Source organism: Sphingomonas sp. J315, assembly GCF_024666595.1.
Taxonomy (GTDB): domain Bacteria; phylum Pseudomonadota; class Alphaproteobacteria; order Sphingomonadales; family Sphingomonadaceae; genus Sphingomonas.
Genome location: NZ_CP088296.1, coordinates 2,321,660 through 2,346,943, shown reverse-complemented (window position 1 = coordinate 2,346,943; position 25,284 = coordinate 2,321,660). Strand labels below are relative to the sequence as shown.

Here is a 25,284-nt window from a genome sequence, read left to right as displayed (position 1 = left end):
ATGTTCAAACGCCCCACCCTCCGCTACGGCCAGACGCCGGAACCGACGACCCCTTACCAGCGCGCCGCGCAAGCCTGGGACGACCGGATCGGATCGTCCCGCGTGCAGGCGAAGAACTGGCGCGTCGCCTTCTTCGGCGCGTTGGCGCTTTCTGGCGGCCTGACCGCCGGCCTCATCTGGCAATCGGCGCGCGGCCATATCGTCCCCTGGGTCGTGCAGGTCGATCGGCTCGGTGAAGCGCAGGCGGTCGCGCCGGCCGAGGCCGGCTATCGCCCGACCGATCCACAAATCGCGTTCCACCTCGCGCGCTTCATCGAGCAGGTTCGCTCGATCCCGGCCGACCCCGTGATCGTCCGCCAGAACTGGCTCCGCGCTTATGACTTCACCACCGATCGCGGCGCGGCGGCGCTCAACGACTATGCGCGCGCCAACGATCCCTTCGCCAATGTCGGAAGGGTGCAGGTCGCGGTGGACGTGTCGAGCGTCATCCGGGCTTCGCCCGACAGCTTCCGCGTCGCCTGGACCGAACGCCGCTATCAAGACGGCAGCCTCGCCACGACCGAGCGCTGGTCCGCGATCCTTACCGTCGTCGTGCAGCCCCCGCGCACGCCCGACGCCCTGCGCAAGAATCCGCTCGGCGTCTTCGTCAATGCCCTCAACTGGTCAAAGGAGCTGTCGCAATGACCGTCAGTCCACATCGCCGTGCCGCATCGGCGGCGCTGCTCGTTTCCGCCACCGCGCTCGCCGGATGCGCCACCACATCGGCGCGGTCTCCAGCCATCACCTATGACGATCCCCCGGCCGAGATCGCTGCGACGCTCGCCCCGGAAGCGCCCCGCGCCGTCGAAGTGGTGACGATCCCCGAACCGCTGCCGCTTCCGGGCCAGTTGATGCCCCTGCCCGACACACGCCGCCCGCCGGAGCCGACCGATCCTCGCCAGCGCGTCGGCGCGGCGAACGCAGCCGCCCGCGTCCAGCCGGTGCGCGACGGCTTCCTTAACGCCATCCAGCAATATCCGTGGACCGACGGCGCGCTCTATCAGGTCTATACCGCGCCGGGTCAGGTGACGGACATCGCTTTGCAGGAAGGTGAGCAACTCGTAGGGCCAGGGCCGGTCGCGGCCGGTGATACCGTGCGCTGGATCATCGGCGACACCATCAGCGGCAGCGGTCTCACCGCGCGCGTCCACATCCTCGTCAAGCCAACTCGGCCTGATCTCACCACCAATCTCGTCATCAACACCGATCGGCGCACCTATCATCTGGAACTGCGCGCCACCTCCTCGACCTACATGGCGTCGGTGAGCTGGACCTATCCACAGGACGCACTGATCGCCTTGCAGGGCCGCAACGCAGCGGCCGCAGCCGCCGCGCCTGTGGCGAGCGGCATCGACCTGTCCACGCTCAATTTCCGCTATCGCATCGACGGCGATCGCGCGCCGTGGCGACCGGCGCGCGCGTTCGACGATGGACGGCAGGTGTTCATTGAATTTCCGGCCGGGATCTCGCAGGGCGAGATGCCGCCGCTGTTCGTAAGTGGCGCATCTGGCGAAGCCGAGCTGGTCAATTACCGGGTGCAGGGCCGCTACATGGTCGTGGACCGCCTGTTCGCCGCCGCCGAACTGCGGCTGGGCGACCGGCGCAGCGCGCAGCGTGTCCGGATCGTGCGCACCGATGGACGGCGGGGGCGGCCGTGAGCGAGCCCGTAGACACCCCGGCCGCCGCGCCCGCCGCGCCGCGCTCCGATCCGCAGGCCTTCCAGCTTCGCGGAGACCCACCGCGCGTCATGCGCCTGTCGCGCAAAGCGCTCGCCGTCGTTGGCGTCGCCGCCGGCCTCGGGATCGGCGGCTCGCTGATTTATGCGCTGCGGCCGCCCGGCGAGAAGACCGCGCAGGAACTCTACAACACCGACAGTAGGACCACGGCCGAGACTATCACCTCCGGGCCGAGCGACTATGCGCAGGCGCCCCGGCTCGGCCCGCCGCTCCCCGGCGACTTGGGCGGCCCTATTGTCTCCGCGCAGCAGCGCGGCGAGAATGTCCCCGTGCCGCCGGTCGGCGCGCAGCCAGGTCATCCCGATCCCCGCGCTCAGGCCGCCGAGGCCGCCCGCCAGCGCGCGCAACAAGAGCGCGACGCGGCGCGGACCAGTTCGGTCTTCCTCGGCAGCAGCGGCGGCGCGGCGTCATCAACGGCCCCGGCTTCCCTCGGCCTCGCAGCGCCGAACCCGGCACCTCCAGCGACAGCCGATGCAGCGGCGGAAAGCGACCAGGCCGCCAAGCGCGCCTTCATGGCGCAGGCACCCAACCAGCGCACGGTCAGCGTCGAGCGGCTGACGGCACCGGCATCGCCCAACATCGTGCAGGCCGGCAGCATCATCCCGGCTGCGCTCATCACCGGCATCCGCTCAGACCTGCCCGGCCAGATCACCGCCCAGGTGACGGCCAACGTCTATGACAGCCCGACCGGGCGCATCCTCGTCATTCCGCAGGGCGCACGGCTGATCGGCGAGTATGACAGCGAGATCGCCGCCGGGCAGACCCGCGTGCTGCTTGCATGGGACCGCCTTATCATGCCGGACGGGCGCTCGATCGTTCTCGAGCGCCAGCCCGGCGCCGACGGAGCTGGGTTCGCGGGGCTACAGGACCGCGTGAACCAGCATTGGGGTAATCTCCTCAAGGCGGCAGCCGTCTCGACGCTCCTCGGCGTCGGCGCCGAGCTGGGCGCGGACAGCGAGGACGACCTGACCCGCGCCCTCCGGCGCGGCTCGCAGGACACGATCAACCAGACCGGCCAGCAGATCGTGCGTCGCCAGCTCAATGTGCAGCCGACGCTGACAATCCGGCCAGGCCATCCGCTGCGCGTGGTCATCACCCGCGACCTCGTGCTCGAACCGATCGGAGCAACGCGATGACGAAGTTGAAGCTGGGGCCGCTCGCTGACGACCGGCCGGTGAAGCTGACCGTGGAGCTGCCCGCCGCCGTCCACCGCGATCTTGCAGCCTACGCGGCTGCGCTGGCAGCGGAGACCGGCGGCGACGCTGTGACGCCGGAGAAGCTGGTTGCGCCGATGCTCGCGCGGTTCATGGCGAGCGACCGTGGCTTTGCGCGCGGACGGCGTAGCGCGAACGGCTGAGCGCCGCGCGAGGATCAGTTGCCGAGGAAGTGCCTGCGGCGTTCAGCGGCATCGACCTTGATGATCGCTTCTTCGGCCGTGGCGCATTCGCCACCACGCACCGAACCATCACGGCATCCGGCCACGACCTGACGGGCCTCGTCGATATTCGCCATGAAATACTGCGTCCCACGCGCCTCGCTCGATACAGGGGCCGCGGGCGGAACGGCAGCGGCTAGGGCGGCTTGCTGCGCTGGCGCGATCACCGGCCGCAACAAAAATCCGCATGAGAACCCGATGACCAAGGTGACGAGCATGATAATGATTGTCTTGCCTTGACCCATGACAGTCACTCCAAGAACAGGCAGTTTAATTTACTGAAATATCTGGGCGAAATCAAAGGAGAGCGCGTAGCGTGCTTTGATGAATTCAAGGAAACGCCGCAGCGCCGGGTTGTCGTTGTCAGCGCGCCAGCAACCGGAATGGCCCGTTAAGGCCGGCCCCTGTTCGCCGTGTATCGCTCGATAGACGATATCGGGATAGCGCGCTCCGGTGGAGCCTTCGCAAACGATGCTGATGCCGGAGCTCCCACCGAGAACGCTCAGCACTGTCTCGCGGCTCGCCTGGAGCATTCGGATGTCAGGCTTTACGCTCGAAACCGCCAAACGGCCCAGCAACATATCCCGTATCTCCGGGCCGGGATCAGCGGCCGGAAGCAGAAACCGCTCGCCGCGAAGATCCGTCCAGTGAACCACGTCGCGTTCCGCGAGCGGATGCGAGAGTGGAAGCGCGGCCAACATCCGCTCGCTCCAAAGCGGCTCGCAGCGGAATCCGTTATGGCTGGCGGCACCCATGAGGATCGCAATGTCGATCTCCCCTGTATCAAGGCCGGCGAGCAGGATGCTGCGGTCCGCTTCGACGCATCCGACTTCGACGTCGGGGTGCGCGTCGCACCAACTCATCATTGTTGCACGTAAATTGCCGGCGGAAACCGAGCTGTTATGCCCCAGCACGAGACCACCCGCGCGGCCCTGGCCGGCTGCCCGCATCATCGCCACGAGCTTGTCGGCCGTTGCCACCATTGGTTTCGCGCCGCGAATGAAAGCGTTTCCGGCCAGCGTCGTCGTTACGCCGGCGCGCGAGCGCTCAAAGATCGGCATTCCGATCGAGCGCTCCAGCTTCAGGATAGCCCGACTGAGCGTCGATTGCTCGACATCGAGCGTACGCGCCGCTCGATAGAAGCTGCCGTGATCGGCGGCAGCGATTGCGTAGCGTAGTTGGCGGATGTCAAACGACATCATCCCGCTCGCTACTCTTGAATCGCGGCAACGGGGCGTCACGCGAGGCCTTGAACAGCACAATGCCCGCTTCGAGCCGGTCCAGAATGAAATGATCTTTGCTGGCTTTGGCGGATTTGATGTCCGCCTTGGAAAACACAGACAGGGACACCGCGCAGCGGTTTCCCAATTCACGAGCGATGATCGCCTTCGCACGGCACCACCGCGTTTCGTCAGCATAGAGCGTATGATTGACGACAACCCAGAATTCGTAATCCGAGAAATAGAGGGAGGCTTTGTCCTCGTACCAAGTGCGTCGGGCATAGGGACCAATAAGGACGATCTTCAGGATTTTGCCGGAGACCGGAGCCGCCACGCCCTCGAAGGAAGCGGCCGCGCGCAGGATGCGCGTGATACGTTCGATTTCTTGTTGCTTTCTCCGGATGAGGTGCCCGACGCGGGCCATGACCACCTCGCGCGCATAGACATCCTCGATAAACTGGTCCTCTCCGTGCACGTGCGCCCTCAATTGCCGGTTCACGATTTCCGGAAATAGACGGCACAAGGTGATTTCGGGCAATCCCGCTGAACAGAGGGGTGTTCTGATCAAGTCAGATAATTGAGGCTGACATAACCGTCCCGAGCGGCAGCAAGCACGAGCTGACTTCGGGTCTTCACGCCATAACGCCGGCGGGCGGCCTCAACGTATTCATGGATCGTGCTGGGGCTAAGACCGAGGATTTTACCCATTTCCCACTCAGTTTTTCCGGCGGCAATCAGCCGAAGACAGTCAATTTGGCGCGGGGTGAGGGGCGCGCCATGAGCTTTGACCGCGCGGCCTTTGACCAGTGCGCGTCCCGTCTCAAACGCTATTCCGCCAATCAGCTGTGCCGCAATTGCTTCGGAGTAGGTAAAAGGCCGATCTTTTGGGCGGGCTATGCTGAAGAAGGCGCCACGCTCACCAGGAATGCGAAAGGGTACCGTGTAACCCGTGGTCAGACCATGAGCTCGGCCGCGCTCAAGAACCGACAGCTGCGCCCGCGTAGGGGCGATCACCTCGGGAATGCGTTCCCAACAGAGGCCGGTGGGACTTCGGATGCTGGCGGCATGAACCGGATCATCCCTATACAGTCGCGCGCTGATGACCTCGTCTACCCAAGATGACGGGTAGTTGGTCAACATCATGCAGCCCGAACGGTGCTTGTACAGGTCGCCGTCATCGACGAGGGCAAACCAACGAAAACCAAATTGCTGGATTGCCTCGTCGATCACTTCAGAGAGTCGCGCACTATTCTCGGCCGCTTTACACGCCTTGTAGACTTCCTCGAAGTCTCTAAGCTGTGCCGAGTCCAAAGCGTTCGTCATAGATAATCTCACACGATAATGCGCTGTCCTTCAGCTGCAGCGCCTGTCTGATCGTGCCAGCCGGCTCTTGGCTACGCATCAGCCGTGCCTCAGCACGCGGTCAATATGGGCGATGGCTTTCGACATACGCTGCTCGACCGCTTTTACACTCAGACCAGTTTGGTTGGCGATATCCTTGTAAGTCATCCCGTCGCGACGATGGGCAAGAAAGATCGATCGGGTCTTTGGAGACAAACGGGCCAGCGAGGCTTGGAGCCGTTCGATTTGATCGCGCGCCTCAAGCGCGGCAATCGGATCGTGTCCTGCAAGCGGAATCTCGTCGATCGGAATATGCCGGGCCAGCGACCGACTTAGAGCGATCCTGGCCCTGTCCCGCAGCAGGTTGGAGGCGATCGTGCTGAGATAGGCTTCTGGCCGTTCGATCGCCGCGCACCGTTTGGCCCGTGCGCCGGCGAGCCGGGCGAAACTCTCCTGAACGAGATCAGCGGCGTCCTGCCGTGCGCCGTGGCGCGCGAAAAAGCGATGCAATCGCCCACAATGGATGCGATGAAGTTCTGCAAGCTCGATCGGCGGGGTCGTCGGCCTATTCCCACTCGAAAATGAGCGAGCGTCATCTCCGGGCGACGAAGCCGGCTGGCTGAGAGTGGGGACCATCATCATGCTCCAATCGCACCGCGGCGACGTCCGGCGGCAATTTGGCCGAATTAGAAGCGGTGGTAGTGGCGCGGGCAATCCCTCCGAAAGGAGGGATCGGCGCCAGGCTCGTGTATGGAGCTTCATACTGTGGCTTCGAAGTGGACGACCTGCCGATGTACGGCTGCTAGCGGTCGCACTTTCTCTCAATCCAACCGCCACGCCTGCAAATCGCGCTTGACCCTCTAGCGGGTAGAGGGTGCAAACCGCGAACGATTCTTAACAAGAGGCTCGTCGATGCGCCCCGGCTACCCTGCTGCCTCCATCACCGCACCCGTCGCCCGCCTGCCATTCCGGATGGCCTGGATTGTTTTTATGCTCGCGATCCTGCTCCTTTCGTTTCCCGCTCGGGCGCAGGGCAGCGCCGCTGAGGTGCAGACGACCTGGCGGCTGCTCGACTATATCGCGGTCGACTATTCGGGCGCGGTCTCGAACGGCAAAGTCATCAGCGACGCCGAATATGCCGAGATGATCGAGTTCGCCGGGCAAGTCGATGCGCGGATACAGGCCCTTGCGCCGACGTCCGCCAAGCCGGACCTGCTGCGCCGGACCGGGGCACTGCGCAGCGCGATCGGCGCCAAGGCGCCTCCCGCGGCGGTGGCCGAACAATCCCGGGCGCTCGCCTCGGCGCTGCTCGCGGCCTATCCGGTGCCGCTGGCGCCGACCGCACCGCCTGACCTGACCCGCGCCGCCGGGCTCTACGCGCAGAACTGCGCCAGCTGCCATGGTGCCAACGGCGACGGCCGCGGTCCCGATGCCGCCAAGCTCGATCCGCCGCCGATCGCCTTCACCGACAAGGCTCGCGCGGACCAGCGCAGTCTGTTCGGGCTTTATCAGGTAATCGATCAGGGCCTCGAAGGCACCGCGATGCAGAGCTTCGTAGCGCTGCCCGAAGCCGATCGTTGGGCATTGGCCTTCCATGTCGGCCAGCTCGCCTATCCCGAAGCGGCGGCGCGCGAGGGCGAACGGCTGTGGCGCGAGGATGCGGCAGTGCGTGCCAAATATCCCAACCTCGCGGCGCTGGTCGGCGCAACGCCTGCCGCGCTGGCGGCCGATCTCGGCGCCGAAAGGGCGACCGCGCTCACCGCCTTTCTGCGCCGCCATCCCGAGGCGGTGACCGCTCGCGTCGACGGCTCGCTCGCGCTGACCCGCGAGCGTCTCGACCAGAGCCTTGCCGCCTATCGCGCCGGCGATCGCAAAGGCGCGGCGGACCTTGCGCTCTCCGCCTATCTCGACGGCTTCGAGCCGGTCGAGCCGGTGCTCGCCGCGCGCGATGCCGCGCTGATGGGCAGGATCGAGCGCGCGATGGCCGAACTGCGCGCCGCGGTCGGCGAAGGCCGCCCGGTGGGCGAGGTCGAGGTCGCCAACCGGGCGCTCGCCAGCCTGTTCGCCGAGGCCGAAGCCGCGCTGGCGCCCGAGCGCGCGAGCGGCCTGTCGAGCTTCCTCGGCGCGTTCGGCGTGCTGCTTCGCGAAGGCCTAGAGGCGCTGCTGATCGTCATCGCGATGATCGCGTTCCTCAAGAAGACCGAGCGCGGCGAGGTGCTCGGCTTCGTCCATGGCGGCTGGATCGCGGCGCTTGTCGCCGGCGTCGCCACCTGGTTCGTCGCGACCTATTTCATCAGCGTGAGCGGCGCGTCGCGCGAGCTCACCGAAGGCTTCGGCTCGCTGTTCGCCGCGATCATCCTGCTCACCGTCGGCATCTGGATGCACGGTAAGAGCAACGCGGAGGCGTGGCAGCGCTATGTGAAGGAGAAGGTCAGCGCCGCGCTGTCGAGACGGTCGGGCTGGTTCCTGTTCCTCCTGTCCTTCATCGTGGTCTATCGCGAGGTGTTCGAGACGATCCTCTTCTATGCCGCGCTATGGGCGGAAGGGAACGGCGTCGCCATGCTGGCCGGAGCCGGCGTCGCCGCCGGTCTGCTCGCGCTGATCGCCTGGGTCATGCTGCGCTACAGTGCCCGGCTGCCGATCACCCAGTTCTTTTCGTGGAGCGCGATCCTGATCGCCATCCTCGCGGTCGTGCTCGCCGGCAAGGGCATCGCCGGCCTGCAGGAGGCGGGCATACTTGCTATCCGGCCGCTCGACAGCGTGCCGCGCGTCGAGATCCTCGGCCTGTTCCCGACCGTGCAGACCGTGCTCGCGCAGGTCGCGGCGATCGCCATCCTCGCGGCGGGCTTCTGGCTCAGCGGCCGCGGCGCGGCGGCCGCGCGCTCGCCGGCATCACCCTCCGACTAGGCGGCCGATCAGCAAAGCAAGCGCGGCGACATAGCAAGTGAGCGACGCCAGCGCAGTCGTCGCCATGCCGAAGGCGCGTGCCCCGGCACCGCCCGGATAGCCGCGGTAGAAGGCGAGCCGGCCGATCGCGAACAGGACGGCCGACGCGACGAGCAGCGCCAGCCAGCGTCCGCCGGCGGCCGAGGCCAGCGCCAGATGCGCGCCGACGCCGAGGAACGCCTGCTCGAGCGTGTTCTGCAGGAAGGCGGCCTTGACCGCGAGGGCTGGGCTCGGCGGTCCCTTGGCCGACCCGCCGATGTCGGCGGCCGAGCGGTAACGCCCGCTCGACACCAGGCGGACCGCCAGCAGGAGGATTACAAAATGGACGAGGCTGGTCTGGATCGCGAAGGCGAGCCGGGCGCCGATCTCCGACGGGAACGCGATCCAACGGGGAAGGAACAGGACGCATGCCGCAAACACGGCGGCGCACAGCAGAAAGGCCAGCGCGGACTGCTTCCGGATTTGGCTTTGCTCGGCCTTGAGGTCCATCGTGCCACCTCCCCCTGTCAGCCGGGCCGCTCCGCGACGATCAGCGCGATCGTACCCGTTATCGTGTGAATGCGCGCCGCTTCCCGCACGTTCCTGAACCCGGCCGCCGCGACGAGCCCGGGAAGCATGCCGTCGGCATTGGATTGGGTGTCGGCCACGCCGTCGAGTCGCTGGATAGTCAGGCGAAACAGCAGGCGCATCAGCCCGCGCTGGCGGCCATAGTCGGCGATCACGAGCCTGCCGCCGGGACGAAGCGCGGCATGCATCGCCGCCAGCCCTGTCTGCTTCTCGACCATCGGGACCTGGTGGAACATGAGGCTCGACACCACCGCGTCGGCGGATCGCGTGCCGACGTCACGCGCGAAGCCGCGTTCCCAGCGGATGGCGAGGCCGGCGGCGTCCGCCTTGGCCCGCGCAATCGCCAGCGCCTCCTCGTCGGGATCGATGCCGACCACCTCGACGCCCGGCTCGGCAGCCTTGAGCATCACGGCGAAGCTGCCGGTGCCGCACCCAACGTCGACGATGGTTTCGCCGGGCCGCGGCGCGAGCGCATCGACCATCGCGCGACGCCAGCGCATCTCGCGCGTCCAGCGCCGGATCGCGCGGTCGTAGTCCGCGGTATCGCCGGTTCCGAGCGGTGGGGTATAGGCCGCATCGTTCATGCCGCCGCACCACGACGATGCTCGGCCAGCTCCTTCCGCGCATCGCGGATGATGTCGTAGGCCGAATGCAGGAAAAGCAGGGCGATCACCGCGGCCACCACGAGATCCGGCCAGGCGCTCCCGGTCCAGGCGACAAGGCCGGCAGCCGCGATGACCGCGACGTTCGCCAGCGCGTCATTGCGCGAGAACAGCCAGATCGCCCGGGCATTGGCGTCGCCGCTGCCCCGGAACCGGGCGAGCACCAGTGCTGCGGTCACGTTGACGATCAGCGCGACCACGCCGATGCCGCCCATCAAATCGGCCTCCGGCGGAACGGCATTGAACGCCCGCCACCCCGCCGACGCGATCACGCCGATACCGAGTGCGGCCAGGAAACAGCCCTGCGTCAGGGCGGTGCGGCTGCGAGCGGTGGCCGACCAGGAGAGTGCCAGCAGGCCGACGAGCGTGATCGAGCCGTCGCCGAGGAAATCCAGCGAATCCGCCTTCAGCGCCTGCGATCCGGCGACGAACCCGCCGACGAGCTCGCAGACGCCGAATCCGAGGTTCAGCACCACGACGATCCAAAGGGCGCGGCGGTAGGCCGGATCGACGCCGGCCCGCTTGGTATCCGCCTCGCATCCGCAATCGCTCATCATCACCTCCACAGCGAGTCGCGCACACTTTTGCACCCTCTAGCCGCTATAGGGTCAACCCGGCTGTGAGGCGGCTGTGCTTCGGGCGATCGTGCCTGGCCCGAGCGCCTCGATGATCCGGCAATCGGAAATGGCTCCGTGGCGGCATTGCCCGATGATGTCGTCGAGCTCCCGCCGCAGCGCGTGCAGATCGGCGATCTTCTGGTCGATCTGCGCCAGATGCTCGCGAGCGACGACGTCGACCGCCTCGCATGACCGGTCCCTATCGTCCGCGAGTGCGAGCAGCTCGCGCACCTGATCAAGGGTGAATCCGAGGTCGCGGGCGCGACGGACGAAGGACAATCGCGCCAAGTGCGCAGGACCGTAGTCGCGATAATTCCCGCCGGTCCGGCTTGGCTCTGCAAGCAGCCCGATCTTCTCGTAGAAGCGGATCGTCTCGACCTTGGTGGACGTCGCCCTCGCCAACTCGCCAATCTTCATCCTCGCGTCCTTGACCCTAGAGCTACTAGAGGGTGCATATAGCGCCCGTACCGAGTCGGCCACGTCGGATCGGCAGGCGAGCGCACGCTCATTAAATCGCCCTCAGGAGCACCCGAATGCACCGCGTCGTCGCCGCTCTCCTGATGGTTCCGCTCTGCGCCCCTGCAGCAAGCGCCCAAACGCAGGCGGCGACGGAGCCGCTGACGCTCGAGCGGGCGCTGGAGCTGGGCGGCGCGAGCTCGCCGAACATGGCGGCTGCGTCGAGCGGCGTGCGTGCCGCCGAGGCGCAGCGCCGCGCCGCAGGACTGAGGCCCAACCCCGAGGTTTCGGTCGAGACCGAAAATGTAGTTGGTTCCGGACCCTATCGGAGCTTCGACGCGGCCGAGACCACCGCAATGATGTCGATGCCGCTCGAGCTCGGCGGAAAACGCTCGGCCAGGATCGCGGTCGCCGATGCGCAGACCGCTCGCGCCAATCTGGAGGTCGCGGTGGCGGGTGCCGATCTGAGGCTGCGCGTCACCCAGGCGTTCATCGAAGCCGTGGCGGCCGAACGGCGCGTCGGCGTTGCCCGCGACCAAGTAGGGATTTCGTCCGAAGCGCTGAGAGCCGCCCAGGTGCGCGTGCGGGCAGGCCGGGCCTCGCCGCTCGAGGAGCAGCGGGCCGAGGTCACCCGGATCAACGGGGCCGCGGCGGCGGAGCGTGCCGAGCGGGCAGCGGCGCTCGCACGCGCCAATCTCGGCCGGCTGATCGGCCGCGAGCCCGGAACGCTGGCGCTCGACTGGTTCGACCGGATCGGCGGCTTGGGGCCGAGGCTGCCGGCCCGGGCCGAAGGAACGCTTGCCCTCGCTGCGGCGCGGGCAGATGTCGCGACCGCCGACGCCCAGGTCCGGCTTGCGCGCAGCCAGAGAGTTCCCGACCTCACGATCTCGGCCGGCGCCCGCCGGCTCGAGGAGACCAACGACGTCGCCGCGGTGTTCGGGGTCAGCGTTCCCATTCAGCTCTTCAACAACGGGCGGGCTAACCTCGATGCGGCCCGCGCGCAGCGGGACCAGGCGGAGGCGCAGCGGCGCATCGCGCTCCTCGATGCCGACCAGGCCATCGCCACGGCCGAGACTGACTTGGCGAATGCGGAGACGAACGCCCGCACGGCGACGGGGCCGGCGCTGGCAGCGGCCCAGGAGGCGGCCCGCATTGCCCGGATCGGCTACCGCGAGGGCAAGTTCGGACAGCTCGACCTGCTCGAAGCGGAGCGGACCCTGGCCGAAACGCGCGCGACGGCGGTCGACGCAATTGCCGCCTATCACGACGCGCGGGCTCGGCTCGAGAGACTGGTCGCGCCCGCCCCCGACTTCGCGAAGGACTCACAATGAAGAACTTCCGGCGTCGGGCGCTCGCCTCCGCGCTCCTCCCGCTTGTCCTCGCCGCGTGCGGCGGCGCCCCCGAGAACAAGGCGGGCGAGGCGGCCGAGATGGAGGGGATGGAAAAGGGCGAGGCCGGCGAGAACGCCGAGAAGGACGTGGTCACGCTGACCCCACGTCAGATCGCCGATGCCGGCATCGAGGTGGCGAGCCCGACGGTTGGCGGGATTGCCGGCACGATCGAGGTGCCCGGCCTCATCGAGGGTGACCCCCAGGGCGTGCAAGTGGTCTCCGCCACGATCGGCGGGCGTGTCGTTTCGCTCACCCGAAATCTCGGGCAACCGGTCCGCCACGGGGACGCTCTGGCGATCATCGAAAGCCGGGAGGCCGCCTCGCTTCGGGCGGAGGTCGAGGCGGCCCGCGCACGCGCGGCGCTGGCGCAGTCGAATCTCAGGCGCGAGCAGCGCCTGTTCGCCGAGCGCGTTTCGCCGGAGCAGGATCTGATCGCCGCTCGCACGGCCGCCACGGAGGCGAACATCGCGCTGCGGCTTGCCCAGCAGCAACTTGCCGCAACTGGCGGCGGCGCCGGCGCGCTCAACCGGATCGCCATGCGATCGCCGATCTCAGGCCAGGTCATCGCCCGCCCTGCGGTGCTGGGACAGACCGTTGACGCCAACGCGGAGCTCTACCGGGTTGCCGACCTGTCGAGGATTACGGTCGCGATGTCGCTTCAACCTGCCGATGCGGGGCGCGTGCGTCCCGGCACCCGCGTGGAGATCACCGCAGCGGGGCGCCGACAGCAAGGAAGCGTGACGTTCGTCTCTCCGGTGCTCGACGAGACCACTCGCCTCGTGCGGGTCATCGCCACGCTCGACAACGCTCAGGGCGTCTGGCGCGTCGGAGAGCCGGTCACCGCGGCGATCATCCTGCCGTCGAACGGCGCAAGCGGCATCGCGGTGCCTTCGACGGCGATCCAGACGGTCGAGAACCGCACCGTCGTGTTCGTGCGAACGGCGAGCGGCTTCCGCGCCGTACCGGTCACGATCGGGCGCCCTGACGGCGACCAGGTCGTGGTGACGTCCGGCCTGACGGGGCGGGAGCGGATCGCCACGACGAACAGCTTCACGCTCAAGGCCGAGCTCGGCAAGGGCGGCGAAATGGACATGGACTGATGATCGGCCGCCTTGTCACCTTCTCGGTCGAGCGGCGCTGGCTCGTCCTGCTCTTCACGGCGATCGCGGCGCTGGCAGGGGTCTTCGCGCTCCAGCGGCTCCCGATCGACGCGGTTCCCGACATCACGAACAATCAGGTCCAGATCAACGTGATGGCGCCGTCGCTGTCGCCCGACCAGATCGAGCGGCAGGTGTCGTTCGCGATCGAGACGGCGCTGAAGGGCATTCCAGGCCTCGAACATACCCGCTCGCTCAACCGCAACGGCTTCGCCCAGATCACGGCGGTGTTCTCGGATTCGACCGACATCTATTTCGCGCGCCAGCAGGTCGCCGAACGGCTGCGCGCCGCCGAGGAGAGCCTGCCAGAAGGCGTCATGCCCGAGATGGGACCGATCGCCACGGGCCTCGGCGACATCTTCATGTGGACGGTGGAGTATCGGGAGCTCGACAGCGCCCGCCATCGCAACGGCGAGCCCGGGGTCCAGCGCGACGGCAGCTATATCACGCCGGAGGGGGAGCATCTCGTCTCCGAGCGCGACAAGGCAACCTATCTGCATACAGTGCAGGAATGGATCGTGGCCCCGCAGCTTCGCGGAACCGATGGCGTGGCCGGCATCGACTCGCTGGGCGGGTTCGACCGGCAATTTCTGGTGATCCCCGACGTGCAGCGGCTCGCTGCGCTCCGCCTGACGATCGACGATCTCGCCCGGGCGCTGGAACGCAGCAACACGAGCATCGGCGCCGGCACCGTCGATCGCAACGGCGCCGGGCTATTCGTGCGTTCCGATGCCCGTGTCCGGACCGCCGACGAGCTCGCCCGTTCGGTCGTCGCCACGCGCGAGGGCACCCCGGTTCTGCTGAGCCAGGTCGCGACGGTGCGCGCTGGGCAGGGCATTCGCACCGGATCGGCTTCGGAGAACGGCCAGGAGGTGGTCGTCGGAACCGCCGTGATGCGGATCGGGGAGAACAGCCGCACCGTGGCGATTGCCGTGCGCGGGCGACTGGAGGAGATCGGACGGTCGCTCCCGAGGGACATCGTGGTGAAGCCGGTTCTCGACCGCACCGACCTCGTCAACTCGACGATTTCGACGGTTGCGCGCAACCTTGCCGAGGGCGCGGTGCTGGTGATCGTCGTCCTGTTCCTGCTGCTCGGCAATTTCAGGGCGGCACTCATCGCCGCGCTGGTGATCCCGATCACCATGCTGCTGACCGCAACCGGCATGCTCCGCGCGGGCGTATCGGCCAACCTGATGAGCCTCGGCGCGCTCGACTTCGGTCTCATCGTCGACGGCGCTGTGATCATCGTCGAGAACGCGCTGCGGCGCCTCGGCGAGCGACAGCACGAGCTGGGAGGCCGCCTGTCTTTGCGCGAGCGGCTCGACATCGTCGCGGCGTCGGCCCGCGAGATGATCCGGCCATCGGTCTACGGCCAGGCGATCATCATCCTGGTCTATGTGCCGCTGCTCACCTTCTCCGGCGTCGAGGGCAAGATGTTCGAGCCGATGGCGCTCACGGTGATCATCGCGCTCGCCTTCGCCTTCGTGCTCTCGCTGACGTTCGTGCCGGCGGCGATCGCCGCCTGGCTCGGGGGTCGCGTCGAGGAGAAGGAAAGCCGGATCGTCGCCTGGCTGAAGCGGCGCTACGAGCCGGGTCTCGATGCCGCGATGCGCCGCCCGCGCCTCACGATCGGCGGCGCGGTCGCCGCAATCGCCGCATCCGCTCTCGCATTCACCGCGCTCGGGCAGGAGTTCCTGCCGCAGCTCGACGAGGGCAACATCCTCGTCCAGGCTTGGCGTCCGCCCGGCACGTCGGTCGAGCAGAGCCAGCAGATGCAGTTCGCGGTCGAGCGGATGATCTCACGCGAGCCCGAGGTGCGCTACGCCTTCTCGCGCACGGGCACGTCGGAGATCGCGTCCGATCCGATGCCGCCGAACGCCACCGACACGTTCGTGATCCTCAAGCCCCGCAGCGAATGGCCTGATCCCGATCTTTCCAAGGCGGAGCTCGTCGAGCGGATCGAGCGCAAGGTCTCGACCATCCCGGGCAATGCCTACGAGATCACGCAGCCGATCCAGATGCGCTTCAACGAGCTGATCGCCGGCGTGCGGGGCGATCTCGCCGTCAAGGTCTTCGGCGACGACTTCGCGCAGATGAACGCGACGGCCAACCGCATCGCCGCGGTCCTGCGCACGGTTGGCGGCGCAGCCGACGTTCGGGTCGAGCAGACCGAAGGGCTGCCGCTGCTCGACATCCGCCCCAACCGCGATGCGATGGCGCGCGTCGGCGTGACGGCGGGCGACGTGCAGGACGTCGTCGCGGCGACGGTCGGCGGCCGCGAGGCGGGGATGATCTTCGAGGGCGACCGGCGGTTCCCGGTCGTAATCCGGCTCGCCGAGAGCTCGCGCGCGGACCTGCAGGCGCTGGGGCAGATCCCGGTGCCGACCGCCGGCGGCTCGTTCGTGCCGCTCGCGAGCGTGGCCGAGATCGGCATCGGCGAAGGCCCCAACCAGATCAGCCGCGAGAACGGCAAGCGCCGCGTGGTGGTGCAAGCGAACGTGCGCGGCCGCGATGTCGCGAGCGTCGTCGAGGAGGCGCAGCAGGCGATCGCGGCGCAGGTCGAGCTGTCGCCCGGGACATATCTCGAATGGGGCGGCCAGTTCGAGAACCTGGCCTCTGCCCGGGCGCGGCTCGCCATCGTGGTGCCGGTCTGCTTCGCGGCCATCATGCTCCTCCTGTACGGCGCGCTGGGCAGCGTGCGCGACGCCGCGCTCGTCTTCACGGGCGTGCCCCTGGCGCTGGTGGGCGGCATCCTCGCCCTGCTGCTGCGAGGGATGCCGTTCTCGATCTCGGCCGCGGTCGGCTTCATCGCGCTGTCGGGCGTCGCGGTCCTAAACGGTCTGGTCATGCTCAGCTCGGTGCAGGAGCTGGTCCGGCAGGGGCGAACCAGGGCCGAGGCCGCGCGCGAGGGTGCGCTCCTGCGCTTCCGGCCGGTGGCGATGACCGCGCTGGTCGCATCGCTCGGCTTCGTCCCGATGGCGCTTGGACACGGCGCGGGCGCCGAGGTGCAAAAGCCGCTCGCGACGGTCGTTATCGGAGGGCTGATCTCCGCGACGCTGCTGACGCTGTTCGTACTGCCGACGCTGTATACCCGCTTTGGACAGCCGAGGACCAAAGCGGCGCACGATGAGGCTGTAAGCCAGTGATGCTCATAGAATCGAGATTCCCGCTCAAATCGCGCCTTTCCGGGCAGCTCCCGCCTATGCAGTAGCGATCATGGTTAGGCACGGCGGGGGAGGCGGCGTGCTACTGCCTCGGACGGTTCTAGAGTAGTGAAAACGGCGAAATGTATTCGTTATGTTTATCCTGCACGGGGCACCAAATACCGCCATAGTCCGCCGATTCTACGCTAAAGCCGCCAAGGCTACGATCATCGAAAACTGAGGATTGTCATAGTCGTAGGTACGGCGGTGCATGGCGGCGAAAAGTTCGAATCGTGTCGGGTAGAACAGCGGCTAAGCGCTTCCTTGTCGCTATCGACAGGCATCGTGTCGTCGCACGCTGGAGTTATGGATACTGGCAGGGCAGGTAATGGTCCGGGCATAGAGCTAGTGCGGACGAGTCCACTCGACGGACATCGCGTTAACGACTGCACCGACACCGGGGGATGGGGACGATGCACATCAAGTTCGTTGAGATTGCCAATTTTCGGAAGCTGTTGTCGATCCGAGTCGACCTTGCCGCAACGACGACGCTGTTTGTCGGCGCGAACAACAGCGGCAAGACCTCGGCGATGCTTGCCCTGCGACGCTTCCTATCGCCGCGGCGCTGCCCCTTCGAGATCCACGACTTTACCCTCTCCCACTGGCCGACGATCATCGGCATCGGGAAAAGCTGGGTCGAGGCGCGGGACAAGGAAGAGATTGTCGATCTCGTCGTCGAGCCGTGGGCGTCGGCCCTGCCAACGCTGGATCTTTGGCTCCATGTCGAACCCGGCGAGATGCACCATGTGCGCGACCTCATTCCGACGCTCGACTGGGAAGGCGGCAGTCTCGGCGTGCGACTCCGCTATGAGCCGAAGGACCTGAAGCTTCTCTACAAGGACTTCATGGGAGCGCTTAGCGATGCCGAGGCGATGCGGGCGGCGGCGATTGCCGCCGTAATGGCCGAGCACCCGGACGCCGATCCGCCGCCGGCGCCCCCAAGCTGACGATCTGGCCGGAAAGTCTCGTCGACTTCCTCAGTAAGCGCCTGTCGACCTACTTTACGGTTCAGGCTTACTCGCTCGATCCGGCCAAGCTCGTGGAACCGACCAAGTCCCAGGCCCAGCCCCAGGTTCTGCCGCCAACCTCCCTCCCCATCGGAAGCGATGTCTTGGCCGGGCTCATTCGCGTGCACGACATTCCGGCGCAGCGCGGTTTCGGCGAGGAGCAGCCTTCGCAGGAGGACGAAGACGCGCCAGCGGCCGCGGCGGGAAGCCGCCTTTCAGACCAGCTGAAGAGCTACTACGCCAAACACCTCGACCCGACGAAGGGACCGGACCCCAAGGACCTGGGCGCGCTGCAGGCGATCGAAGCCGCGCAGGATGCATTCGACAAGCGCCTCACCGAAAGCTTCAAGGCCGCCTTCACCGAGGTCGAGGGCATGGGCTATCCCGGCGTGACCGACCCCCGGCCGCGCGTGTCGACCCGTTTGAAGGCGATCGACGGCCTCAATCACGGCGCAGCAATCACCTTCGAGGTCGACGTGATCGCCGAGGACGGCGGAATGACGCCGATCCTACGCCTGCCCGAAGCGAACAACGGCTTGGGGTATCAGAATCTCATCTCGATGATCTTTCGCCTGATGAGCTTCCGCGATGCGTGGATGCGCGTCGGAAAGGCCTCGAAAACCATCTCAGCGGTTCATACCGAACCGCTCCACCTTGTGCTCATTGAGGAGCCGGAGGCGCACCTTCACGCGCAGGTGCAGCAGGTCTTCATCAAAAAGGCTTACGCCGTGCTGCGCGCCCATGAGGACCTTGGGGACAATTTGAAGCTGCGCACCCAGCTCGTGGTCAGCACCCACTCTAGCCACGTCGCCCACGAGACCTCGTTCTCGTGTCTCCGCTACTTTCGTCGCCTGCCGGCTGGGATGGCCGCCAAGGTGCCCGTGTCGACGGTGATCAACATGTCGGAGGTGTTCGGGGCCAATGGCGAGACGGAACGGTTCGTAACCCGATACCTTCGCGCGCAACACGCCGACCTATTCTTCGCCGACGCCGCCATTCTCGTGGAAGGGCCGGCAGAGCGTATGCTCGTCCCGAACTTCATCCGGGCGCACTATGACGAGCTGAACCAATGCTACATCACGTTGCTCGAAATCGGGGGAAGCCACGCTCACCGGCTGCGGCCCTTGATCGAGCACCTCGGCCTCCTGACGCTCGTCATCACGGACCTAGACACATTGACGGGAACCGGCGGCGCTTCGGCTCAGCCCGCGAAGGGGACCGGCCAGAAGACCAATAACGCCACACTGAAAACGTGGATTCCGGCAACGGATGACGTTGACGCGCTCATCGATGCTGATGATAAGGCGAAGACCCGGCGATCCGACGGCGATCCGCTCTTTGCAGTCCGCGTCGCTTATCAGGCGCCCGTGAAGGTAACGCCTCCCGGAACCGCAGGCGCGGACACCGCATTTCCGTACACCTTTGAAGATGCGTTTGCGTTCGAGAACATCGCGTTCTTCGCGGCGTTCGAGGGGACCGGGCTGGTGCGGAAGTTCAGGGCGGCGATCGAAGCTGGCGGTGGTGCCGCCGCGATTGGCGGCCGCATGTATCAGGCGTTGAAGGACGGCAAGAAGGCCGAGTTTGCCCTTGATGTGCTGGAGGCCGAGGGGTTCGATGACCTCGTCGTACCACGCTACATCGCCGAAGGCCTGGAATGGCTGTTGGCGCAACTGAAGAAGAAGCAGGTCGAAATCCTGCCCGAGATCGAGCTTGCCGAGCCGAACGCACCGCAGCCAGAGCAGGTCGCGTGATGAGCGGTGCGGACGATCTCCACGACGTCGCGGCCGATGAGACGATTATCGGCTGTCTAGATATCGCCAAGCCACGCAGCTTCTTCGTCTATGCGGGCGCAGGGTCAGGGAAGACGCGTTCGCTAGTCGAGGCCATTCGAACGGTTTGTGAACGGCAAGGTCGCGATCTGTCGCTGAGCGGCCAGAAGATCGGCGTGATCACCTACACCAATGCGGCCTGCGACGAGATCAAGCAGCGCTTGGAGTTCGATCCGCGCGTCGAAGTGTCGACTATCCATGCTTTCGCCTGGTCTCTGATCTCCGGCTACGACAACGACATCCGGGGATGGCTAGCCGGCCGGCTGCTCCAGGACATTGCGGAGTTGGAGGAAGCGCAGGCGAAAGGGCGCGCGGCCAGCAAGGCGGCCGCCGATCGAGCCCGTTCGATCGAGAGCAAGCGACACCGACACGAGAACCTGGGGTCGATCATCCGCTTTATCTACAGCCCGACCGGCGACAACCAAACGCGCGACTCTCTGAATCACGCCGAGGTGATCGCCATGACGGCCGATTTCCTCGCCTCCAAGCCGGGCTTGCGTCGTCTTCTCGTCACGCGGTTCCCCGTGCTGTTGATTGACGAAAGTCAGGACACCAGCCGCCAACTCATGGATGTGCTGCTCGACGTCGAGGCGGCGCATCGGGACACGTTCTGCCTCGGGCTCTTCGGCGACATGATGCAAAGGATCTACGCGGACGGGAAAGAGCGCTTGGCGGAAGCCATTCCGGAGGCCTGGGCTCGGCCGCGCAAGAGCATGAACCATCGCTGCCCGACAAGGGTGGTGGAGTTGATCAACCGCGTCCGGCAAGATGACGATGGCGAAAAGCAGCTGCCGCGGAGCGATGCCGCAGCCGGCACCGTGCGCTTGTTCATCGCGCCGCAGAGGGCGGACAAGTCGGCAACGGAAGCGGCGGTCGCCGCTCGAATGCAGGCGATCACCGGCGACGAAGGTTGGTCCGAAGGCTCCGACGCCATCAAGACGCTCGCGCTCGAGCACCTAATGTCCGCTAGGCGTTTCGGGTTCGAACGGTTCTTCGGCCCCCTTTACGCCGTCGAGCGGATTAGAACGAGCTTCCTACAGGGCACGGGGGCCGGGATCGGCTTTTTCACGCGCGAGGTTCTGCCGCTCGTCGAAGCATTACGAGCTGCCGACCGGTTCGCGGTCGCATCGATCGTTCGCAAGACGTCGCCGCTCCTCGACAGCAAGGCGCTTGAGGAGGCTGGCGAAGGCCAGGCCGAGGTACTCGCCGCCGCGAAGGCGGCATGCGATGGTCTGCTGGCCTTGGTTTCGGGCCATGCCATGCCAACGGCGCGAGAGGTGCTGCGCTACATCGCCGAGACGCGGCTTTTCACGATTCCCGACGTGCTGGCCCCCTTCACGGTGCCGGACGAACCCACGGACGACGAAGGAGCCTCGGGCACGGACGAGGAGGAGCTGAATCTAAAGACTGAACTTGGGGGATGGCGTCAGGCGCTCGAAGCGCCGCTTGACGAAATCGAGCGGTACGATCGCTATGTTAGCGGCACTTCCAGATTCGACACGCATCAGGGCGTCAAGGGCTTGGAGTTCCCTCGCGTGATGGTGATCGTCAGCGATGAGGAAGCGCGGGGCTTCATGTTCGCCTATGACAAACTGTTCGGTGCCAAGGGCAAAAGCGATACCGATCTCAAGAACGAGGCGGCCGGCAAGGAGACGACGATCGACCGTACCCGGCGGTTGTTCTACGTCACCTGCAGCCGCGCCGAGGACAGCTTGGCGGTCGTCTATTACGCCGAGACTGTCGACGCCGCGCGGGCTGCGATGGTGAAGCAGGGCTGGTTCGCCGAAGAGGAGATCGAGATCGTCGCCTAGTTCATGATGCGATAGCGTTTTACGCTTCCGGCATGCTCAACTGCGATTTGTCGGCCGGACGTCCGCAAAGTCGAAAGGGCGGCATGCACTGTGTTGGCCTTCCAGCCTGTTTCCTCGATAATTTCTCGGATGGTTGCACCGCTTTTCCGCGACAGCATGGCGACCAGCAGCGCCTGTTTTGTTCCCGTACGCGGCTGGCGTTCTTGGGCGCCGTCGCTGCCCTCCACAAGACGTACGCGAGCCACGCCGTCAGCCGCCCTCGATCTGCAGCGGCTTGCCGCTGAATACGATGAGGCTGTCGGGCTCGGATGCGAACCAAGCGTAACTGCCCCAGGCCAGGTTGCTGACCGTCTTGCGGAATGTCGGTGACGCGCGATCGAGATATGCTGTCACGAACGCCACATGCTGCGGTGCAAAGCCGGCCCCCTCCGTAATCTGCAGGAGCGCCGCTTTACGTGCGTCATTGACGGGGCCGTCTGTATGCACGACTTCGACGAAGATCAGTAGCGGATGCGCTGGGCCGAGATCGACCAGCACGATGTCAGGGAGGCTCTTGTCGGACGGGATCGTCAAGCCAATCGCCTTGGCCAGTTCGTCATCCCTTGCGACCACCTTATTGCCGCTCTCGCTCAACGTGATCACGCCCGGCTTTTGCAGGAACTTGGGCGCGAAAACCTCGATTACAGCCTTGGAAATGTCGGCGCTCGGCCCCGTCGTCATGCGGCGGGTTTCGCCGTTGGGAAACGTCACAAGTTCGTACGCGCCACCGCCGGCCGCGCCCCTGCGGACAATCGCAATCCGCGCTAGCGCACCCGCGTTGAGGTGCTTTTCCCGCCAAGCGGCTGCTTTCGCAATGAACGTGGCATTATCGAGACCTGGCGACAGCAGGCCCGCGAAATCGCCCTGCAGGGCATAGCGCCCCGCCGGCGACGTGGTGGAGAGGCCGGGACGCTCAATCACGGCGCCATTCTGGATAAGCGCATACCGGATCGTGTCGTCACGGATCGATTCCCGCGTGTTCACCGCATACCAGCGGCCGGGCACGTCAGCCTTGCTTGGCTTGATGGAGAACCTCGCCCAAGCGTCGCGTGCCTCATCATCCGTCTGCGCCGCCTGTTCATCGGTCATACGCGTGACCTGATCAGGGCGAATCCAGCGGTCTGCGCCTTCGATAGCGCCAGTGTAGAGCATCACGAAGATTGTCTTGGCCGAGATTTCCCAAATCGAGTGCTCGCGGTTTTGCAAACCCTCCGGGAATATTTCGGGTAGGCGGCCGTGGATCTCATTCCAGGGCAGGAGTGCTGGCAGCGTCATGCTTTGAGGCCATAGAGACCACGCAGGGCCTTTTCGATTGCCCCGCGCGGAGAGCCATTAGCGACAAGCCGCTCAATCGGCGCCATGGCCGACGCGGGCGGTAGCGGAATGGCCTCTAACTCAAACGCCGAGACGGCGACGCTACCGCTAATGCAACGAAATACTTGATCGACCACATCGCTGTTGAGGACGGCGGCGACGGCAGCGGGCGTCACGATCGGCTTTCCGAGCGCCCGCACCATGTTCAGGTGGTTTTCGACAATCACCCCGCCGTGCGTGTCGATGAAGGCCTGCGGCAGTTCGGCCGCGATGAGACGGCGCAGTTGCTCCTTGGCCGTGGTGCGCTGCACGAGGACGCACCGTTGGTTTACTACGAGCCACTCATCCCCCGCTTCCGTCTTGAAATAGGGTGCATGATTCTTCTTCTGCGCCCGGAAGACGAAGCGCCCGTCGGCCGTCACCGCTTCCGCCCAAATCAGTGGATGCAGCCCGCGCGCCGCGCGGGTGCGCATCTGAGACTTGAACCTGTTCCACACGAGCGGGCCGGTCGAAACGCCATATCCCCAATCCGACAGGCGCGCGGCCATGCCTTCGGCCGCCTTGATCAACCCCACATGGCCGGGCTCGCGGGGCGCAAGCCAAGGCGCGCCGGCGTTGATTGGAAGGCCGACCTTGCCATTCTTGGTTAGGCGCGCTTCGCGCTCGTTATCGACATTGAGATAGTGGACTTGGAAACGATCGCGCTTTCCGCCCTTGCGGTAGAGCGCGAGCAGGGTTTCCTGCAACACATCCTCGAAGACGCCACGGCGCGCATGGACGAAATCTATCGCGACGGGCGGAGCCTCGGCGGCGAGAAGCTGACGCAATGCAGTATAATACTGCCCGCCTAGAACGCTTGTAGGCGTCAGGTAGGCGATCACACCGCCTGGCCGCGTCCATCGCAGCGCAACATCGGTGAATACGCCATACAGGTTGGCATGACCGTACAGGCTGCGTGCATAGCGGGCGCGTTGCGCGGCCGAGAGGGTCACGCGCCCGTAAGGTGGATTGCCGATCACCAAGTCATATTGCGCCACGGGCGTCTCTTCGAGCGTGTCGCAGACCTTCACGAAGATCGGCGCGGCGCGGCCGCTCGCCGTACTGAGGTCAGATAGGAAGATTTCAAGCGCGGCCTGTGAGAGCGATGCCGCGTGCGGATCAAGTTCGAGGCCCGAAAGACGAGTGCCGAGCTGCGCAAGGATAAAAGCCGGTTCGCTGCCTTCGAGCGCCCGGCGCATGCGGGACGCGGCTTCCAGAAGAAAGGCGCCGCCGCCACTCGCCGGGTCAAGCACACGCGCGCTTGACCAATCGACGCCACCTTCGCCGGCGAGATCGAGAAGGCGCTGGGTCAGCGCCGGAGGCGTGTAAAATGCCCCGAGGGCGCTACGCTCCCCCGGCAGTAGCGTCGTGTAGAGGCTGGTCAGGAAGTGGCCACCTTCCACGATCGGCAGCATCGCAGCCTCGCGCCCGACGGATGTGGCGAGCTGGCGCGCGGTCGTGTCGAGCTTTCCGCGCACCGTCACAAAGGGCGGACTGAGGGTCAGCTGGGGCGCCACACAGGCGGCAAATGCCTCAATCGCTGCCCGTGCGAAAAGGGCTGCCTGGTCGGTGCGGCGTGTCTCCGCGATCGTTTCTGCCCAGGCCCGCGCCATGACGCGGGCGCGCGCCAGCTCGACGCGCTTGGAGTCGATGGCAACGGCCGGGTCGATCGGCGCTGGTTTTTTCAAGCGCGCGGATGATCTGGAATTTGTCATCTCTTCCTCCCCCGTCGGCGCCCTAGCCATTGTTGACTTAAAAGGCGCCACCTTGATTTCGTCGGCCCGCTTCCGGACTTCCGCGATGTCAAAGCTGGTCTGCATCTCCATCAGCTGCTCGATAGGCACGCCAAAGGCCTTCTCTATGCGGACAGCCATTTGTGGTGTCAGGTCCGCGCGGCCATTAAGCAGCGCCGAGAGCGCCGGCCGGGTCACACCGAGCACCTGTGCGGCATCCGTCACAGACAGGCCGTTGGCCTCGACTATCTCGCTTTTGACGAATCCACCAGGATGGCCGGGCTCTATCGCGCGGACTGCAGCTCGCATATGACCGCCTCCCTACTTCTGCGGCATTTCAGCGACTGTGCCCTGTAAAGAGTCGCTTTACAAGCCTGTTGTTCCTCATTCGTTCACATTGGTTGATAGTGTCACCTGCTAGGTGCGCAGAGCGGTGCACGTAGCCGGAGGCCCGCTATTCCTCGATAGCCGCCACAACTAGCCGGTCAGCTAACGGCCTGCGTTTGCCCCTCATAGTGTCAGCGGCACCGCAATGCGGTGTAAACCGGGAACCGGCGTAGAGCGGCGACTCTATAGTAGTGCAAGGGGCGATACATATTCGTTATGTTTATCCAGAGCGGGGCGCCAAATACCGTCGACTGCCGCCGCGCCGTGCCTGAGGACCGCCGCCTCTATGCCGGCATGTTGCAAGCGGCGATCATCGCGGAATGATACTTCAATAGCCAGTTTTGGCGGCCGCTTT

At 65.9% G+C, this 25,284-nt stretch carries 23 protein-coding genes; 11 read left to right on the top strand and 12 right to left on the bottom strand.

The window, feature by feature from the left end; all coding sequences use genetic code 11:
* From trbF to LRS08_RS11930, 4 genes are read left to right on the top strand one after another with little or no spacing between them, the layout of a single operon-like run.
* A complete protein-coding gene (gene trbF / locus LRS08_RS11945; RefSeq protein WP_257843488.1) occupies nucleotides 1–684 on the top strand; it encodes a conjugal transfer protein TrbF in 684 nt (227 codons plus the stop codon).
* Nucleotides 681–1,697 (top strand): P-type conjugative transfer protein TrbG, encoded by a 1,017-nt coding sequence (gene trbG / locus LRS08_RS11940; RefSeq protein WP_260480762.1) that lies wholly within the window; start codon nucleotides 681–683, stop codon nucleotides 1,695–1,697. The genes trbF and trbG overlap by 4 nt, the downstream gene beginning before the upstream one ends.
* A complete protein-coding gene (locus LRS08_RS11935; RefSeq protein ID WP_257845424.1) occupies nucleotides 1,694–2,911 on the top strand; it encodes a TrbI/VirB10 family protein in 1,218 nt (405 codons plus the stop codon). Before trbG ends, LRS08_RS11935 begins: the two co-directional genes overlap by 4 nt.
* Nucleotides 2,908–3,132 carry a DUF2274 domain-containing protein gene (locus LRS08_RS11930; RefSeq protein WP_141383945.1) on the top strand — a complete coding sequence of 75 codons (225 nt, stop codon included), beginning with the start codon at nucleotides 2,908–2,910 and terminating at the stop codon, nucleotides 3,130–3,132. Before LRS08_RS11935 ends, LRS08_RS11930 begins: the two co-directional genes overlap by 4 nt.
* Nucleotides 3,133–3,146: 14 nt before the next feature.
* On the opposite strand, the gene LRS08_RS11925 is transcribed toward LRS08_RS11930, so the two are convergent.
* From LRS08_RS11925 to LRS08_RS11905, 5 genes are all read right to left on the bottom strand, one after another.
* Nucleotides 3,147–3,455: a hypothetical protein gene (locus LRS08_RS11925; RefSeq protein WP_257843489.1), complete on the bottom strand. Its 309-nt coding sequence runs from the start codon at nucleotides 3,453–3,455 to the stop codon at nucleotides 3,147–3,149.
* Nucleotides 3,456–3,485: 30 nt separating this feature from the next.
* On the bottom strand, nucleotides 3,486–4,412 hold the full coding sequence (locus LRS08_RS11920; RefSeq protein ID WP_260480761.1) for a LysR family transcriptional regulator: 927 nt from the start codon (nucleotides 4,410–4,412) through the stop codon (nucleotides 3,486–3,488).
* The gene (locus LRS08_RS11915) at nucleotides 4,399–4,968 is read right to left on the bottom strand and encodes a hypothetical protein (protein ID WP_257843491.1); all 570 of its coding nucleotides are present in this window, start codon (nucleotides 4,966–4,968) and stop codon (nucleotides 4,399–4,401) included. The genes LRS08_RS11920 and LRS08_RS11915 overlap by 14 nt, the downstream gene beginning before the upstream one ends.
* 26 nt (nucleotides 4,969–4,994) lie before the next feature.
* Nucleotides 4,995–5,753 (bottom strand): helix-turn-helix transcriptional regulator, encoded by a 759-nt coding sequence (locus LRS08_RS11910; protein ID WP_257843492.1) that lies wholly within the window; start codon nucleotides 5,751–5,753, stop codon nucleotides 4,995–4,997.
* Between the two features lie 78 nt (nucleotides 5,754–5,831).
* Nucleotides 5,832–6,281 (bottom strand): RNA polymerase sigma factor, encoded by a 450-nt coding sequence (locus LRS08_RS11905; RefSeq protein ID WP_374580295.1) that lies wholly within the window; start codon nucleotides 6,279–6,281, stop codon nucleotides 5,832–5,834.
* 480 nt (nucleotides 6,282–6,761) lie between these two features.
* Between LRS08_RS11905 and LRS08_RS11900 the strand changes: the two genes are divergently transcribed.
* Nucleotides 6,762–8,678: a cytochrome c/FTR1 family iron permease gene (locus LRS08_RS11900; RefSeq protein WP_257843493.1), complete on the top strand. Its 1,917-nt coding sequence runs from the start codon at nucleotides 6,762–6,764 to the stop codon at nucleotides 8,676–8,678.
* Here the strand turns inward: LRS08_RS11900 and LRS08_RS11895 are convergent.
* From LRS08_RS11895 to LRS08_RS11880, 4 genes are read right to left on the bottom strand one after another with little or no spacing between them, the layout of a single operon-like run.
* Nucleotides 8,664–9,206: an MAPEG family protein gene (locus LRS08_RS11895; RefSeq protein WP_257843494.1), complete on the bottom strand. Its 543-nt coding sequence runs from the start codon at nucleotides 9,204–9,206 to the stop codon at nucleotides 8,664–8,666. The genes LRS08_RS11900 and LRS08_RS11895 overlap by 15 nt on opposite strands.
* Before the next feature lie 17 nt (nucleotides 9,207–9,223).
* On the bottom strand, nucleotides 9,224–9,868 hold the full coding sequence (locus tag LRS08_RS11890) for a class I SAM-dependent methyltransferase (RefSeq protein WP_257843495.1): 645 nt from the start codon (nucleotides 9,866–9,868) through the stop codon (nucleotides 9,224–9,226).
* Entirely contained in the window at nucleotides 9,865–10,500 is a 636-nt protein-coding gene (locus LRS08_RS11885) for a cation diffusion facilitator family transporter (protein WP_257843496.1), read from the bottom strand. Before LRS08_RS11885 ends, LRS08_RS11890 begins: the two co-directional genes overlap by 4 nt.
* A gap of 54 nt (nucleotides 10,501–10,554) precedes the next feature.
* Nucleotides 10,555–10,980 (bottom strand): helix-turn-helix domain-containing protein, encoded by a 426-nt coding sequence (locus tag LRS08_RS11880; RefSeq protein ID WP_257843497.1) that lies wholly within the window; start codon nucleotides 10,978–10,980, stop codon nucleotides 10,555–10,557.
* Nucleotides 10,981–11,096: 116 nt separating this feature from the next.
* Here LRS08_RS11880 and LRS08_RS11875 point away from each other — a divergent pair, with 116 nt between their 5' ends.
* The 6 genes from LRS08_RS11875 to LRS08_RS11850 all read left to right on the top strand — a co-directional run bounded on the left by LRS08_RS11875 (nucleotide 11,097) and on the right by LRS08_RS11850 (nucleotide 21,417).
* Nucleotides 11,097–12,350 (top strand): TolC family protein, encoded by a 1,254-nt coding sequence (locus LRS08_RS11875; protein WP_257843498.1) that lies wholly within the window; start codon nucleotides 11,097–11,099, stop codon nucleotides 12,348–12,350.
* A complete protein-coding gene (locus LRS08_RS11870; protein WP_257843499.1) occupies nucleotides 12,347–13,510 on the top strand; it encodes an efflux RND transporter periplasmic adaptor subunit in 1,164 nt (387 codons plus the stop codon). Before LRS08_RS11875 ends, LRS08_RS11870 begins: the two co-directional genes overlap by 4 nt.
* Nucleotides 13,510–16,713, top strand: coding sequence for an efflux RND transporter permease subunit (locus tag LRS08_RS11865; RefSeq protein ID WP_257843500.1), 3,204 nt, complete (start codon nucleotides 13,510–13,512; stop codon nucleotides 16,711–16,713). The genes LRS08_RS11870 and LRS08_RS11865 overlap by 1 nt, the downstream gene beginning before the upstream one ends.
* 470 nt (nucleotides 16,714–17,183) lie before the next feature.
* Complete coding sequence (locus LRS08_RS11860; RefSeq protein WP_257843501.1) at nucleotides 17,184–17,717, top strand: ATP-binding protein; 534 nt, start codon at nucleotides 17,184–17,186, stop codon at nucleotides 17,715–17,717.
* A 164-nt stretch (nucleotides 17,718–17,881) separates the two neighbouring features.
* Nucleotides 17,882–19,528, top strand: a complete 1,647-nt coding sequence (locus LRS08_RS11855) for an ATP-dependent endonuclease (RefSeq protein WP_374580301.1) — start codon at nucleotides 17,882–17,884, stop codon at nucleotides 19,526–19,528.
* Nucleotides 19,528–21,417 carry a UvrD-helicase domain-containing protein gene (locus LRS08_RS11850; RefSeq protein WP_260481677.1) on the top strand — a complete coding sequence of 630 codons (1,890 nt, stop codon included), beginning with the start codon at nucleotides 19,528–19,530 and terminating at the stop codon, nucleotides 21,415–21,417. The genes LRS08_RS11855 and LRS08_RS11850 overlap by 1 nt, the downstream gene beginning before the upstream one ends.
* Here LRS08_RS11850 and LRS08_RS11845 read toward each other — a convergent pair.
* The 3 genes from LRS08_RS11845 to LRS08_RS11835 are packed head-to-tail and all read right to left on the bottom strand — an operon-like array spanning nucleotide 21,414 to nucleotide 24,851.
* A complete protein-coding gene (locus LRS08_RS11845; RefSeq protein ID WP_257843504.1) occupies nucleotides 21,414–21,662 on the bottom strand; it encodes a DUF3489 domain-containing protein in 249 nt (82 codons plus the stop codon). The two genes, LRS08_RS11850 and LRS08_RS11845, sit on opposite strands and share 4 nt — an antisense overlap.
* Before the next feature lie 4 nt (nucleotides 21,663–21,666).
* Nucleotides 21,667–22,731, bottom strand: coding sequence for a BsuBI/PstI family type II restriction endonuclease (locus tag LRS08_RS11840; protein ID WP_257843505.1), 1,065 nt, complete (start codon nucleotides 22,729–22,731; stop codon nucleotides 21,667–21,669).
* The gene (locus LRS08_RS11835) at nucleotides 22,728–24,851 is read right to left on the bottom strand and encodes a HigA family addiction module antitoxin (RefSeq protein WP_260480760.1); all 2,124 of its coding nucleotides are present in this window, start codon (nucleotides 24,849–24,851) and stop codon (nucleotides 22,728–22,730) included. Before LRS08_RS11835 ends, LRS08_RS11840 begins: the two co-directional genes overlap by 4 nt.
* Between the last annotated feature and the right edge of the window lie 433 nt (nucleotides 24,852–25,284).